The organism is Streptomyces sp. NPDC058008 (assembly GCF_042886395.1).
Classification (GTDB): Bacteria; Actinomycetota; Actinomycetes; order Streptomycetales; family Streptomycetaceae; genus Streptomyces.
The window spans coordinates 155,470-170,349 of the sequence record NZ_JBHVQX010000012.1 but is presented as its reverse complement, the minus strand read 5'-3'; the positions used below and the strand labels follow the sequence as shown (position 1 = coordinate 170,349).

Below are 14,880 nucleotides of genomic sequence, written 5' to 3'. Positions count from 1 at the left end.
GTACGGGGTCCGTACCAGGACTTCCTACGTTCAACCATACGAAGCGCGACGCCCCGGACATAGAGGCGGCCGACCGGCACACGAGGGACCTTCGCCACAGTGACGGCCCCGCGGTATCGCGTACTCCTGACGGAAGTCACGAAGGGGTGATAACTTCGAAGCGCATCAGCAGCAGCCCGACGGCTGGAGGGGACCCTCCCATGAGCCCGTTCACCGGCTCCGCCCCGCGCACGGAACGCTGGGAGCATCTGCGCCTGACGACGGACGGCGGCGTGGCCACCGTCACGCTGGCCCGCCCCGAGAAGCTCAACGCCCTCACCTTCGGCGCCTACGCCGACCTGCGCGACCTGCTGGCCGAGCTCTCCCGCGAAGGCTCCGTGCGCGCCCTGGTGCTCGCCGGCGAGGGACGCGGATTCTGCTCCGGCGGCGACGTGGACGAGATCATCGGCGCCACCCTCGCGATGGACACCGCGCAGCTCCTGGACTTCAACCGGATGACCGGGCAGGTCGTACGCGCCCTGCGGGAGTGCCCCTTCCCCGTCGTCGCCGCCGTCCACGGGGTGGCCGCCGGGGCCGGGGCGGTCCTCGCCCTGGCCGCGGACTTCCGGATCGCCGCCCCGTCCGCGCGGTTCGCCTTCCTCTTCACCGCCGTCGGCCTGTCCGGCGGGGACATGGGCGCCGCCTACCTCCTGCCCCGGGTCGTCGGCCTCGGCCACGCCACCCGCATCCTCATGCTCGGCGAGCCCGTCCGCGCCCCCGAGGCGGAGCGCATCGGACTGATCAGCGAGCTGACCGCCGAGGGTGAGGCCGACGGCCGGGCCGCGGCCCTCGCCCGACGGCTCGCCGACGGGCCCGCCCTGGCCCTGGCCCGGACGAAGGCCCTCCTGACCGCGGAGCTCGACATGCCGCTCGCCGCCTCGGTGGAGATGGACGCCTCCACCCAGGCCCTCCTGATGAACGGCGAGGACTACGCCGAGTTCCACGCCGCCTTCACCGAGAAACGGCCGCCGAAGTGGCGGGGCAGGTGACGCGATGCCCTCGCACACGGAGCGGATCGCGGTCATCGGCGGAGGCCCCGGCGGGCTCTACGCCGCCGCGCTCCTCAAGCGGCTGGACCCCGGCCGCGAGATCACCGTGTGGGAGCGCAACGCACCGGACGACACCTTCGGCTTCGGCGTGGTCCTCTCCGACGAGACGCTCGGCGGCATCGAGCACGCCGACCCCGTCGTGTACCGGGCGCTGAGCGACGCGTTCGTCCGCTGGGACACCATCGACGTCGTGCACCGGGGCGTCACCCAGACCTCGGGCGGCCACGGCTTCGCCGCGCTGGGGCGCCGTACGCTGTTGCGGATCCTGCACGAGCGCTGCGCCTCCCTCGGCGTGCGCCTCCGCTTCCGGACCGGGGCCCCGCCCGCGGCGGAGCTCGCCACCGGCCACGACCTCGTCATCGCCGCCGACGGGGTGCACAGCACCACCCGCACCGCCCACGCCCGCCACTTCCGGCCCACCGTCACCGGCCACCGCAACCGCTACATCTGGCTCGCCGCTGACTTCGCGTTCGACGCCTTCCGCTTCGAGACCGCCGAGACCGCGTACGGCGTGATGCAGCTGCACGCCTACCCCTTCGCCCGCCCCTCGCACTCCGGGCAGCCGGACAGCCCCGGCGCCTCCACCGTCATCGTCGAGATGCGCGAAGAGGTCTGGCGCGCCGCCGGCCTCGACGCCTGCGGCACCGCCGGGTCGGCGGAACGCTGCGCCGAGGTCTTCGCCAACGCCCTGGGCGGCCGGCCGCTGCGCTCCAACAAGTCCTCCTGGCTCACCTTCGCCACCGTCAGCAACGAGCGCTGGTGGCACGGCCGCACCGTCCTCATCGGCGACGCCGCCCACACCGCCCACTTCTCCATCGGCTCGGGCACCAAGCTCGCCGTCGAGGACGCCCTGGCGCTGGCCGCCTGCGTCGGCGAACAGCCCGACCTGCCCACCGCCCTCGCCGCGTACGAGGCCGAGCGCCGCCCCGTCGTCCGCTCCACCCAGCGCGCCGCCGCGGCCAGCCTGCGCTGGTTCGAGGAACTCCCGCAGTACGTCGGCCAGCCGCCCCGGCGGTTCGCCTTCAACCTCCTGACCCGCAGCCGCCGCGTCACCCATGACAACCTGCGGCTGCGCGACCCCGGTTTCACCGGCTCGGTCGAGGAGGAGTTCGGCTGCCCGCCCGGCACCCCGCCGATGTTCACCCCGCTCCGGCTGCGCGGCCTCGAACTCCGCAACCGCGTCGTCGTCTCGCCCATGGACATGTACTCCGCCGTCGACGGAGTGCCCGGCGACTTCCACCTCGTCCACCTCGGCGCCCGCGCGCTCGGCGGCGCGGGGCTCGTCATGACCGAGATGGTCTGCGTCAGCCCCGAGGGCCGCATCACCCCCGGATGCACCGGCCTGTGGACCGACGAGCAGGCCGAGGCCTGGGGGAGGACCACGCGCTTCGTCCACGAGGCCGCTCCCGGCACCGCGATCGGCGTCCAGCTGGGCCACTCCGGCCGCAAGGGCTCGACCCGGCTGATGTGGGAGGGCATCGACCAGCCGCTCGACGACGGCAACTGGCCGCTCAGCGCCGCCTCACCCCTCCCGTACGCGCCAGACGTCAGCCAGGTCCCCCGGCCGCTGGACAGGCCCGGCATGGACACCGTCCGGGACCGGTTCACCGAGGCCGCCCGACGGGCGGCCCGCTGCGGATTCGACCTCCTGGAACTGCACTGCGCCCACGGCTACCTCCTCTCCGGCTTCCTCTCCCCGCTCACCAACCTGCGCACCGACGCCTACGGCGGGACCCTGGAGAACCGGCTCCGCTTCCCCTTGGAGGTCTTCGACGCGGTCCGCGCCGCCTGGCCGGGGGACCGGCCCATGACCGTACGGATCTCCGCGACGGACTGGGCCCGGGGCGGCACGAGCGACGAGGACGCCCTCGCGGTGGCCCGCGCCTTCGCCGCCCACGGCGCGGACGCCATCGACGTCTCCACCGGCCAGGTCGTCCCCGAGGAGCGCCCCGAGTACGGCCGCTCGTACCAGACCCCGTTCGCCGACCGGATCCGCAACCGGCTGGACGTCCCCGTCATCGCCGTCGGCGCCATCTCCTCCTGGGACGACGTCAACTCGCTGCTGCTCGCAGGCCGGGCCGACCTCTGCGCCCTGGCCCGCCCCCACCTCTACGACCCGCACTGGACGCTGCACGCGGCGGCCGAGCAGGGCTACGCCGGCCCGGGTGCCACCTGGCCGCTCCCGTACCGCGCGGGCAGCCGCACCCCGCCGACCGGCCGTACCGACGCCCCGAAACCCCGGCTCACGCTCGACTGAGCGTCAGCCACGCCCGGCGGGACGGGGCATGCGGGCGCGCCGCCAGGTCCGTCACTCCGGCTCCGCGGTGATCAGCAGGCGGTCGGAGACCGGTTCGTAGCCGATGCGCGGGTACACGCCGTTGCTCGTCGGATTCGCGAGGTCGGTGAAGAGCAGGACCTCCCGGGCCCCCTGCTCGCGCGCCACGCGTCCGGCCTCCGCCGTCACCGCCGCCGCGTACCCGCGGCCCCGGTGCTCCGGCGGCGTGAAGACGGTCGACACCCGCACCGTGTCCGCGATCCGGCGCGAGACGCCCGCCATCGACACCGGCTCCCCGCCCGCCTCCCAGAGGGTCAGCCCGCCGTGCTCCGTGCGCTCGTCCACGATCCGCTCCGCCCGGTCGCCCGGCTGGCCCGTCTCCTCGCCGAAGGCGCGCATCCAGCCGACCAGCAGCGCCCGGTCGGCCGTGGTGGCGGGCCGTGCCGCTCCCGCCGGTGCGGGCGACGGCGGCACCGGGGTGCCCAGGCGGTACAGCCGGTGCTCCTCCTCGACACGGTGACGTGGCCAGCGGGCGGCCAGGACCGCCGCCGCGTCACGGTCCGCGTTGATGCCCGGCAGCGCGAGGGCGTCGGCCAGCGCGCCGACCGCCTCCGGCGCCGCCCGGCCCAGGACCGGCAGGAAGGGAGGCGTCCACACCAGTGCCCCGGCCACCTCCCCGTCCGCCCCGCGCCACCACCCCAGCACCGGAGGCTCCGTGCCGTAGGCGCGCGGCCCGCTCTCCCGGAGGGTCGCGGTGACCGTCAGCAGCAGGGTGTTCCCGGCAGGCCGGGCGGCCAGCGACGCTCCGGCCGCCTCCGTGAAGGCGCCGACGTCATCGGTGAAGGTCCAGGTCATGCCCCTCATCCTGGCCGCTCCGCCGCTCCGGGGTCACCCCGGTTTCCCCGGACTCCCGGCGGACGCCTTTCGCACGGGACGGCCCCGCCGGGCGCCGCGTGATCACTCCGGAGCGCCGGCGTCGCGCAGCAGGAAGCGTTGCAGCTTTCCCGTCGCGGTCCTCGGCAGCGCGGGCAGGAACTCGATGGCACGCGGGCACTTGTGCGGCGCGAGCCCAGCCTTCACGTAGGTGCGCAGGTCGTCGGCCGACAGGTCCGCGCCCTGTCTCGGTACGACGTACGCGGCCACGATCTGCCCGCGCAGCTCGTCCGGGCGGCCCACCACCGCCGCCTCGGCCACGTCCGGGTGGCGCAGGAGGGCCTCCTCGACCTCGGGGCCCGCGATGTTGTACCCGGCCGAGATGATCATGTCGTCGGCGCGGGCGACGTAGCGGAAGTAGCCGTCCGGCTCGCGGACGTAGGTGTCTCCGGTGATGTTCCAGCCGTGGCGCACGTAGATCCGCTGGCGTTCGTCGGCGAGGTAACGGCAGCCGACCGGACCGCGCACGGCCAGCAGGCCCGGCCGGCCGTCGGGCAGCTCCTCGCCGTCGTCGTCCACCACCCGCGCCCGCCAGCCGGGCACGGGGACGCCCGTGGTGCCCGGCCGGGCCGCCCCGTCGGCGGCGGAGATGAAGATGTGCAGCAGCTCGGTGGCCCCGATGCCGTTGATGATGCGCAGCCCCGTCCGCTCGTACCAGGACCGCCAGGTCGTGGCGGGGAGGTTCTCCCCGGCCGACACGCACCGGCGCAGCGCGGACAGGTCGTGGCCGTCGAGGGCGTCGAGCATCAGGCGGTACGCGGTCGGCGCGGTGAACAGCACGGAGACCCGGTGGGCCGCGAGCGCGGGCAGCAGCTGTCCCGGCCCGGACCGCTCCAGCAGCAGGGACGAGGCCCCGGCCCGCAGCGGGAAGATGACCAGCCCGCCGAGCCCGAAGGTGAAGCCGAGCGGCGGGCTGCCCGCGAACACGTCGTCGGGGCGGGGCCGCAGGACGTGCCGGGCGAAGGTGTCGGCGACGGCCAGCACGTCCCGGTGGGCGTGCATGCACCCTTTGGGCCGCCCGGTGGTGCCCGAGGTGAAGGCGATGAGCGCGATGTCGTCGGCGGCGGTGTCCACCGCCCGGTAGGGACCCGGCCGGGCCGCGGCGAGCCCGGTGAGATCATCGGCGGAACCGCCCCCGTACGTCGTGACGCGCAGCCCCGGCACCCCGGCCGCGGTCAGGTCGTCCACCGACCTGATGTCGCACAGCGCGTGCCCGACGCGGGCCATCGAGCAGATCGTGGCGAGCTCCGCCGCCCGCTGCTGCGCCAGCACCGTCACGGCGATCCCGCCGGCCTTCATCACGGCGAGCCAGCAGGCCGCGAGCCAGGCCGTGGTGGGGCCGCGCAGCAGCACGCGGTTGCCGGGGACGACGCCCAGATCGTGCGTCAGGACCTGGGCGATCCGGTCCACCCGGTCCCGCAGCTCCCCGTAGCTCAGGGCGGAGCCGTCGGGGTGGCGGAAGGCGGGACGGTCAGGTCCCAGCCGGTCGGTGGTGCGGTCGAGCAGCTCGTACCCGCAGTTCAGCCGGTCCGGATACGCCAGTTCAGGGAGGTCGAAGACCAGCTCGGGCCGGTCCTCGGCGGGCGGGAGATGGTCGCGCGCGAAGGTGTCGGTGTGCGCGCTCGCGGTACCTGACGGCTTCATGAAGCATCGCCCCCTTGTCGCCCCTGGAGCGTATCGTTCGGGTGACGGTAGTCAACGGTCCGCGATACGTCGTGACAAGAGAGGCGCCGGTATGACGGCATTCTCCCTCGATCCCGGTCGAACCGCATGGTGCGACGAGCTGTACGCCATCGCCCGTGAGGAGCTGCGCCCGCTCGCGGAACAGGGCGAGCCGGGCCGCGTCAACCGCCCGCTCGTCGCCGCGCTCGGCGGGCTGGGGCTCCTGGACCGGCTTCTGGACTCGGGCGCGCTCGATCTCTGTCTGCTGCGCGAGTCGCTGGCGCGCGGCTGCACCGAGGCGGAGACGGCACTCGCACTCCAGGGCCTCGGATCGGTCCCCGTCCGCCGGGCGGGGACCGGGGCCCAGCGGGCGCGCTGGCTCCCGGAGGTGCGCGCCGGCCGCGCCGTGGCCGCCTTCGCACTCAGCGAGCCGGGTGCCGGATCCGACGCGGCGGCGCTCGCCCTCGCCGCGCGGCCCGCCCCCGGCGGCCGGGGCCGACGGCTCACCGGCGAGAAGTGCTGGATCTCCAACGCCCCCGAGGCCGACTTCTACACGGTCTTCGCCAGGACCGGCGAGGGCGCCGGAGCCCGTGGTGTCACCGCGTTCCTCGTGCCCGCCGACCGTCCGGGGCTCACCGGGGAGGCCCTGGACATGCTCTCCCCGCACCCCGTCGGGGCATTGAGCTTCGACGGGGTACCCGTGACCGACGACGACGTGCTCGGTGAGCCGGGCCGGGGGTTCCGGGTCGCCATGGACACCCTGAACCTCTTCCGGCCCAGTGTCGGGGCGTTCGCCGTCGGCATGGCGCGCGCGGCGCTCGACGCCACCCTGGAACACACCGCGCACCGCGACGCGTTCGGGGCCCCGCTCAAGGAACTCCAGGCCGTCGCGCACCAGGTCGCCGAGATGGCCACCCGCACCGAGGCCGCCCGGCTCCTGGTGTACGCGGCCGCCGCCGCCCACGACGCGGGCGAGCCGGGCGTGCCCCGGCGCGCGGCCATGGCCAAGCTGTACGCCACCGAGACCGCGCAGTACGTCGTCGACGCGGCAGTCCAGCTCCACGGCGCCCGCGCCCTGCGCCGCGGCCATCTGCTCGAACACCTCTACCGGGAGGTCCGTGCGCCCCGGATCTACGAGGGCGCCACCGAGGTGCAGCGCACCATCATCGCCAAGGAGCTGTACGCGGCACAGGAGGGCCCCGCATGAACCCCATCACCCGGATCAACCCCTCCGAACTCTCCCCGCCCACCGGCTTCTCGCACGCCGTCACGGCCGCCGGCGGCAGGCTCGTCTTCCTGGCCGGGCAGACCGCGCTGGACGGCGACGGCAACGTCGTCGGCGCCACCCTGCCGGAACAGTTCGAGACAGCCCTCGGCAATCTGCTGACCGCCCTGCGCGCGGCGGGCGGAGCACCGTCCGCCCTGGCGAGGGTCACCGTGTACGCCACCGATGTGGCCGACTACCGCGCCCACGCCCGTGAACTGGGCGCCGTCTGGCGGCGGCTGGCGGGGCGTGAGTACCCGGCCATGGCCGTCGTCGGAGCGGCCCGGCTGTGGGACGAGCAGGCGATGGTCGAGATCGACGGCATCGCCGTACTGGACTGAGCCCGTCCCGCCCGCGAGGGCCCCGAAGGCCGCCTGGACCGGTGGCGGGGACAGGGCGCGGTGCGCCCTCCGGCCGCACCGCCCCGGCCGTCCTCGGGGGCCGTCACCGCCGGTGAGGACCACTCCCGGGGCGGTCGCTGTGCGAGGAGGGCCGTTCACCGGCGACCGCCTCTCGTCCCGTGGTGCCCACGGAACGGCACCTGCCCGGTCCTGCCGGGGGCGTCCGTCGTGCCCGGGTAGCGGGGTGCGCGCTCCGGAGTCAGGCTGGGAGTGCGGGGACAGTCGGGTCGTGCGCAGGGAGGCGACGACGGTGACCGGTGGGCCGGTTCCGCACCCGGTGAACAGGTCGCCCGAGGGCGACGGCATCACGGTGCGTGACGAGGCGCACTGCCGGCTGCGCGTCACCGAGGACGTCCGGGGCATGGCCGGCGAGGTGCCCGACGAGCCGGCCCATCTGTCCCTGAACGCCGACCGGGTGTTCCGGACCGCATCCGTGCCCGGAGGCGGTGTGCCGGAAGGGGCGCATGTCATCCCGTGTGACCACCGGCGAACCGGGCAGGCGCCGTTCCGTGAGCACTACGGAACGAGAGGCGGCCGCCGGCGACGCGGACCGGAACCAGCGGGGCGGGCGTCACGCGGCGCGCCGGTCGAGTGAACGGGGCCGGGGGATATATCTGTATTCGGTGCCCTTTGTTCCGGAACACCCGTCGTGATCGTACTCATCCTCTGTCACTTCGCACTGGCGGCGTGCGCCCGTCCCCTCGTGCGCCGGCTCGGCCGGTACGCCTTCGCCGTGCTCGCCCTGCCGCCCGCCGCCACCACGGTGTGGGCGTTCACCGAGTGGAGCGGCGCGGCGGCCGGACGGTCCGTCACCTGGTCGTGGGAGTGGATCGGCACGTACGACGTGTCCGTCGCCCTGCGCCTGGACGCGCTCGCCGAGCTGATGGTGCTGCTCGCCGCCGGGGTGGGCACGCTCGTCCTGCTGTACTGCGTGTCCTACTTCGGTGACGACTCGCCCCGGCTCGCCTCCTTCGCCGGGAACTTCCTGGCCTTCGCGGGCGCCATGCTCGCCCTCGTCCTCGCCGACGACCTGATCTCGCTCTACGTGTTCTGGGAACTGACCACCGTCTTCTCCTACCTGCTGATCGGGCACACCAGCGAGCGCAAGCAGAACCGCCGGTCCGCCCTCCAGGCACTGACCGTCACCACGCTGGGCGGTCTGGCCATGCTGGTCGGCTTCCTGATCCTCGGTCAGGCGGCGGGCACCTACCGGATCTCCGCGATCGTCGCGCACCCGCCCGAGGCGACCCTCGCGGTCTCCGTGGCCGTCGTCCTCATCCTGTGCGGGGCCCTGTCCAAGTCGGCGATCTGGCCGTTCAGCCTCTGGCTGCCGAACGCCATGGCCGCTCCCACCCCCGTCAGCGCCTATCTGCACGCCGCGGCGATGGTCAAGGCCGGCGTCTACCTCGTGGCACGGCTCGCCCCCGCCTTCGCCGACGTCCCGGTCTGGCGGCCCGTCGTCCTCGTGCTGGGAGGAGCGACCATGCTCCTCGGAGGCTGGCGCGCCCTGCGCCTCCACGACCTCAAGCTCGTGCTCGCCTACGGCACCGTCAGCCAGCTCGGCTTCCTCACCGTCCTCGCCGGGGCGGGGAACCGCGACGCCGCCCTCGCCGCGTGCGCCATGATCCTGGCGCACGCCCTCTTCAAGGCCGCGCTGTTCCTCGTCACCGGCATCGTGGACCACGCGACCGGCACCCGGGACCTGCGCGTGCTCTCCGGACTCGGCCGCACCATGCCCCACGTCTGCGCGGTGGCGGTGCTCGCGGCGGCCTCCATGGCCGCCCTGCCGCCGTTCCTCGGGTTCGCCGCCAAGGAGGCCGCCCTCGACGCGCTGCTGCGCGGCGACACCACCGACCGCTGGGTACTGGCCGTCACCGTGGCCGGCTCGGTGCTGACCGTCGCCTACACCCTGCGCTTCGTATGGGGAGGGTTCGCCCGCAAACGCGGCGTCGCCGACACCCCCGCCCACCACGTCGGCGCCGCCCTCTTGGCCCCGCCCGCGGTCCTCGCCGTCGCCGGGCTGGTCCTCGGCCCCGGCATCGGATGGACCGACCCCCTGTTCGCCGCGTACGCCGACGTCTTCCCCGCCCCCGCGCACCCCTACCACCTCGCGCTCTGGCACGGCTTCGGCACGGTCCTGCTCCTGTCCGCCCTGACCTGGGCCGGTGGCGCCGTGCTCTTCGCGGGACGCGCGACGGTCACCAGGATCTCCCGGCGCGTCGCCTGGCCCACCGCGGACAGCGTCTTCGGACACCTCCTCCTCGGCCTGGAACGGGTCGCCCTCCAGATCACCGGCTTCGTCCAGCGAGGCTCCCTCTCCGGCTACCTGGCCATCACCATGCTGGTGATGCTCACCGGCCAGCTCGCGGTCCTCGTCACGGACCGCCCCTGGGAAGGAGCGGTCGCACCCCGGGTGTGGGACGTCCCGCTCCAGGGCGCGGTGGCCGTGCTCACCTGCGCCGCCGCCCTGTCCTGCCTGACCGTCAGCCGCCGGATGAAGGCCGTCGTCCTGGCGGGTCTCACCGGGTACGGGGCGGCACTCCTCTTCGTCGTGCAGGGCGCCCCCGACCTGGCGCTCACCCAGTTCTGCGTGGAGACCGTGTCGATGATCGTGTTCGTGCTGGTCCTGCGCCGGCTGCCGGTGCGCTTCGAGGAGTCGATCGGCACCTGGCGACGGGCCCTGCGCATCCCGGTCGCGCTGGCCGCCGCGGCGACGGTCGGCGTGGCGGTCTGGGCGGCGGGCGCCGCGCGCGTCGCCGAACCCGCGGGCGCCGCGATGGTCGAGGAGGTCGCCCATCACGGTCTCAAGGACGTCGTGGCCACCATCCTGGTCGACCTGCGGGCCTGGGACACGATGGGCGAGTCCGCCGTGCTCGCGGCGGCGGCGATCGGGGTGACCAGCCTCATCTACCTGCACCGCCGCGGCGAGAAGTCCATGGACCGGGAGGAACTGCGGGGAGAGACCGCCTGGGCCCTGTCCGGGCAGCGGCTCACCGGCCTGCCGCACGGTGACGACACCGCGCCCGAACGCAGCTGGCTGGCCGCCGGGTCCACCCTCGCGCCCGAACACCGTTCCGTCGTCTTCGAGGTGGTGGGCCGGCTGCTCTTCCATCCCATCCTGGTGCTCTCCCTGTACCTGCTGTTCTGCGCGGAGAACATGCCGGGCGGCGGCTTCGTCGCCGGACTCGTCGCGGGACTCGCCCTCATCACCCGCTACCTGGCGGGCGGCAGATTCGAGCTCGCCGAGGCCGCGCCGCTCCAGCCGGGCCTCTTCACCGGGCTCGGACTGTTCGTGTCCACCGCGGTCGCCCTGGGCGGACTCGCCGACGGGACCGTCCTGCACGCCTGGACCTACCACGGGCACCTGCCCCTGTTCGGCGACTACCACCTGAGCACCTCGGTCCTCTTCGACTTCGGTGTCTACCTGCTGGTACTCGGCGTGGTCCTCGACATCGTGCGGGCCCTCGGGGCCAAGGTCGACCGGCAGATCGAACGGGCGGCGGGCGCACTGGCCCCCGCCGCCGGGAACGGGACGGGGGAGACGAACCGATGACCATGAGCGTCTCGCTCCTCGCCACGGCCGTCGTCCTCTGCGCGGTCGGCGGCATCCTCATGCTCACCCGGCCGCTCACCCGCATCCTGCTGGGCGCGGTGATCGCGGGCAACGGCATCAACCTGCTGGTCCTCTCCTCGACCGGCTCCGCGGGCGCCGCCCCCCTGCTCTACGGGGTGCCGCTGCGCCGGGTCACCGACCCGCTGCCCCAGGCCATCGCCCTCACCGCGATCGTCATCACCCTCGCCACCACGGCCTTCCTGCTCGCGATGGCCTACCGCAGCTACCAGCTCACCGGCACGGACGAGGTCCACGACGACCTGGAGGACCGGCGCATCTTCCTGCGCGCCGAGGTGCTGGGGGAGCGGGCCGAACTCCGCGAGGAGTACCGGGCGGAGCCCGGGCGCACCCGCAAGGACCGCGCCCGCTACCGCCAGGAACACCGCCGGCTGCGCGCCAGGCTGCGTGCCGACCGCGCCCTCCAGGCCCGGGGCCGCGACGCGAGCGGCGACCTGTGGCACGACGTACTGGGCGCCGACCCGGAGGACTACGTGAAGAACGACAGGGACGACGACCGAGGAGCCGCCGGATGAACGCGCTCGTTCCGCTGCCGGTCCTGCTGCCGCTCTGCGCCACCGGACTGAGCCTCGCCTTCGGCATCCGGCTCGCGCGCTTCCAGCGCTTCATCAGCGTCGCCGTACTGACCGCGGTCCTCGGGCTCTCGGTCACCCTGATGATCGCCGCGGACCGTCAGGGCCCCCTCTCCGTCCACCTCGGCGACTTCGCCCCGCCGCTCGGCATCACGCTCGTCGCCGACCGGCTGTCCGGGCTCATGCTGACCGTCTCCTCGGCCGTCACCCTCGCCGTCCTCGTCTACTCGCTGGGCCAGGGCATGGCGGACCGGGACAAGGAGACGCCCGTCGCGGTCTTCCACCCCGCCTACCTCATCCTGGTCGCCGGGGTCTCCCTCACCTTCATCGCGGGCGACCTCGTCAACCTGTACGTCGGCTTCGAGATCATGCTGGTCGCCAGCTTCGTCCTGCTCACGCTCGGCGGGACCGGACCCCGGATCCGGGCCGGCTCCACGTACGTGATCATCTCGCTGTTCTCCTCGATGCTGTTCCTGACGGCCATCGCCATGACCTACGCCGCCACCGGCACGACGAACTTCGCCCAGCTCGCGATCCGGCTGCCCGACCTCCCCCTCGGGGTGCAGACCCTCGTCCAGGCCATGCTGCTGACCGTCTTCGCCATCAAGGCCGCCGTCTTCCCGCTGGCCGCGTGGCTCCCCGACTCCTACCCGACCGCGCCCGCGCCCGTCACCGCCGTCTTCGCCGGCCTGCTGACGAAGGTCGGCATCTACTGCATGCTGCGCACCGAGACGCTGCTCTTCCCCGGAAACCGGCTCGGCGACCTGCTCATGGCCGTCGCCCTCGCCTCGATGATCGTGGGCATCCTCGGCGCCGTCGCCCAGACCGACCTGAAGCGGCTGTTCTCCTTCACCCTGATCAGCCACATCGGCTACATGGTCTTCGGGATCGGCCTCGCCACCCGTGACGCGTACGGCGGTGCCATCTTCTACGTCGCCCACCACATCACCGTCCAGACGACCCTCTTCCTCGTCGCGGGCCTGATCGAACGCCGCGGCGGAACCAACGAACTCACCCGGCTCGGCGGCCTGGCCAGGGCGGCCCCGCTGCTCGCGGTCCTCTTCTTCGTCCCCGCGATGAACTTCGCGGGCATCCCGCCGCTCTCCGGCTTCATCGGGAAACTCGGGCTGATGCGCGCGGGCGTCGCGGACGGCAGCGTCTGGGCCTGGATCCTCGTCGCGGGCGCGACGGTGACGAGCCTGCTCACCCTGTACGTGATGGCCAAGATCTGGAACCTGGCCTTCTGGCGCACCGAGCCACCGGGGCAGGCGGCCTACGGCACCGTCCTGGAGACCGCCGACGACAGCGACGACGACGACACCGACGCGGGACCCGACCGCATCCCCGGGACCGGCGACGAAGGGGTCGGGCCCGCCCCGGCCGGCCGGGCCGTGGCCGCCACCATCGCCGGGCAGGCCGTCACCACGACGATCCGCCCGCCCCGGGCCATGACGGCCGCCACCGCCGGCGCCGTCGTGTTCAGCCTCGCCTTCACGGTCCTGGCCGGTCCGCTGGCGGCCTTCACCGACCGTTCGGCGGCCGAACTCATCGCCCGCACGCCCTATGTGAAGGAGGTGCTCGGCCCGTGAGGCACCTGATCACCCTGTCGCACCACAACCCCGAACTACCCCCCTTCAGCGTCCAGTTCGCCGGCCGCAGGCGCCGCGTGCTCGACCTGCCGCTGATCGCCTGGCTCACCCTGATCTGGGTCCTGCTGTGGTCCAGCCTGAGCTGGGCCAACGTCGTCACCGGAGCGGTCGTCGCGGTGGCCGTGTGCCTGGCGTTCCCGCTGCCGCAGGTCGATCTGGGGCTGCGGCTGCACCCCTGGGGCATCCTGCGGCTGGCCGGCTACCTGCTCTACGACATGTACACCTCGGGAGTGAAGGTGACCCGGCAGATCTTCGCCGACCGCCCGCACCGGCCCGCCGTCATCGGCGTACCCCTGCGCTGCCGCAGCGACCTGATGCTCGCCGCGACCGCCGTCACCGTGTCCAACGTGCCCGGCGGCTCCGTCATCGAGGTGCGCAGGGCCACCGCCACGCTGTTCCTGCACGTCCTGGACGCCGACAGACCGGCGGAGCTGGAGGCGGCGCGTGCGTCCGTCTGGAAGCTGGAGGAGCTGACGGTCCGCGCGTTCGGCACCTCCGACGAGATCAGGCGGGTCTCCGGACCGCCCCCGGCGGTCGCCGGGTCCGACGGCGGGGAGGAGGAGGCATGAGCGGCCCCGAGACCGTGGACCGTGTGCTGCTGACCGCCGCCGTCGTGTTCGTCGTCGTGGCGGGCGCGCTGCTGCTCTTCCGGATCAGCCGCGGGCCCTCCATGCTGGACCGGGCCATCGCCCTCGACGTGGCCGCCGCCGTGATCATCGCCGGCCTGGGCGCCAAGTCCGCCATCGCCCGTGACCCGTTCTACTTCCCGGTCATGCTGGTGCTCGCCTTCCTCGGCTTCACCGGTTCGGTGGGCATCGCCCGCTTCATCGCCGTACGGGACAAGCCGCTGTCCCGGCGCGGGGCCGCGGGCAAGGAGGGGCGGAGATGAACGTGTGGGTCCAGGTCACGGACACGGCCGGGGCGGTACTGGTGTTCCTCGGCGCGGCCATCTGCCTCCTCGGGGTGATCGGCATGCTGAAGCTGTCCGACGTCCTCTCGCGCAGCCACGCGGCGACCAAGCCGCAGACCCTCGGGCTGCTCCTGGTGCTCGCCGGGGTCGCGCTCAGACTGCGCAGCGGCATGGACCTGGCGACGCTGGCGCTCATCGGCTTCTTCCAGCTGATGACGGGCCCGGTGGCCTCCCACCTGGTGGCCCGGTCGGCGTACCGGACGGGGCAGGTCGAGCGAGGCGAACTGCTCTTCGACGACCTGGACGCGCAGCTCACCGAGCCGGTCCAGGAGAGCGGCGAGCGGCCGGGCACGGACGAGGAGCCCGGCCGGAGCTGAGGGCGTCCCTCCCCGGCGGCGGAGCGGTCCGGTGCGCCCCTCCGGTCCGGGGGCGCCCCTCGGGCCCGGTCGTCTCGCCCCGGCCCGGCAAGGAGCCCGCGCCCCGGTGACCGACGCT

The 14,880-nt window shown here is 73.7% G+C and carries 12 protein-coding genes; 10 read left to right on the top strand and 2 right to left on the bottom strand.

Features of this window, described 5'->3' with window-relative positions:
- Window positions 1–200 precede the first annotated feature (200 nt).
- Complete coding sequence (locus tag ACFVS9_RS14830) at window positions 201–1,028, top strand: enoyl-CoA hydratase family protein (protein ID WP_383115772.1); 828 nt, start codon at window positions 201–203, stop codon at window positions 1,026–1,028.
- A gap of 4 nt (window positions 1,029–1,032) precedes the next feature.
- A complete protein-coding gene (locus tag ACFVS9_RS14825; protein ID WP_389932297.1) occupies window positions 1,033–3,345 on the top strand; it encodes a bifunctional salicylyl-CoA 5-hydroxylase/oxidoreductase in 2,313 nt (770 codons plus the stop codon).
- Window positions 3,346–3,396: 51 nt separating this feature from the next.
- Here the strand turns inward: ACFVS9_RS14825 and ACFVS9_RS14820 are convergent, their stop codons facing one another.
- Together ACFVS9_RS14820 and ACFVS9_RS14815 are read right to left on the bottom strand one after the other, a co-directional pair.
- Window positions 3,397–4,218 (bottom strand): GNAT family N-acetyltransferase, encoded by an 822-nt coding sequence (locus ACFVS9_RS14820; RefSeq protein ID WP_389932294.1) that lies wholly within the window; start codon window positions 4,216–4,218, stop codon window positions 3,397–3,399.
- Between the two features lie 102 nt (window positions 4,219–4,320).
- The gene (locus ACFVS9_RS14815; protein WP_383115775.1) at window positions 4,321–5,940 is read right to left on the bottom strand and encodes an AMP-binding protein; all 1,620 of its coding nucleotides are present in this window, start codon (window positions 5,938–5,940) and stop codon (window positions 4,321–4,323) included.
- Window positions 5,941–6,031: 91 nt separating this feature from the next.
- On the opposite strand from ACFVS9_RS14815, the gene ACFVS9_RS14810 reads away from it, so the two are divergent.
- The 8 genes from ACFVS9_RS14810 to mnhG all read left to right on the top strand — a co-directional run bounded on the left by ACFVS9_RS14810 (window position 6,032) and on the right by mnhG (window position 14,762).
- Window positions 6,032–7,165, top strand: coding sequence for an acyl-CoA dehydrogenase family protein (locus tag ACFVS9_RS14810; protein ID WP_389932291.1), 1,134 nt, complete (start codon window positions 6,032–6,034; stop codon window positions 7,163–7,165).
- Complete coding sequence (locus ACFVS9_RS14805; protein ID WP_383115777.1) at window positions 7,162–7,563, top strand: RidA family protein; 402 nt, start codon at window positions 7,162–7,164, stop codon at window positions 7,561–7,563. The genes ACFVS9_RS14810 and ACFVS9_RS14805 overlap by 4 nt, the downstream gene beginning before the upstream one ends.
- Before the next feature lie 709 nt (window positions 7,564–8,272).
- On the top strand, window positions 8,273–11,176 hold the full coding sequence (locus ACFVS9_RS14800) for a Na+/H+ antiporter subunit A (protein ID WP_389932288.1): 2,904 nt from the start codon (window positions 8,273–8,275) through the stop codon (window positions 11,174–11,176).
- Window positions 11,173–11,769, top strand: coding sequence for a Na(+)/H(+) antiporter subunit C (locus ACFVS9_RS14795; RefSeq protein ID WP_383115779.1), 597 nt, complete (start codon window positions 11,173–11,175; stop codon window positions 11,767–11,769). Before ACFVS9_RS14800 ends, ACFVS9_RS14795 begins: the two co-directional genes overlap by 4 nt.
- Complete coding sequence (locus ACFVS9_RS14790) at window positions 11,766–13,415, top strand: Na+/H+ antiporter subunit D (RefSeq protein WP_383115780.1); 1,650 nt, start codon at window positions 11,766–11,768, stop codon at window positions 13,413–13,415. The genes ACFVS9_RS14795 and ACFVS9_RS14790 overlap by 4 nt, the downstream gene beginning before the upstream one ends.
- Window positions 13,412–14,044, top strand: coding sequence for a Na+/H+ antiporter subunit E (locus tag ACFVS9_RS14785; protein ID WP_383115781.1), 633 nt, complete (start codon window positions 13,412–13,414; stop codon window positions 14,042–14,044). Before ACFVS9_RS14790 ends, ACFVS9_RS14785 begins: the two co-directional genes overlap by 4 nt.
- Entirely contained in the window at window positions 14,041–14,364 is a 324-nt protein-coding gene (locus ACFVS9_RS14780) for a monovalent cation/H+ antiporter complex subunit F (protein ID WP_383115782.1), read from the top strand. Before ACFVS9_RS14785 ends, ACFVS9_RS14780 begins: the two co-directional genes overlap by 4 nt.
- Window positions 14,361–14,762 carry a monovalent cation/H(+) antiporter subunit G gene (gene mnhG, locus ACFVS9_RS14775; RefSeq protein ID WP_383115783.1) on the top strand — a complete coding sequence of 134 codons (402 nt, stop codon included), beginning with the start codon at window positions 14,361–14,363 and terminating at the stop codon, window positions 14,760–14,762. The genes ACFVS9_RS14780 and mnhG overlap by 4 nt, the downstream gene beginning before the upstream one ends.
- Window positions 14,763–14,880: the final 118 nt, after the last annotated feature.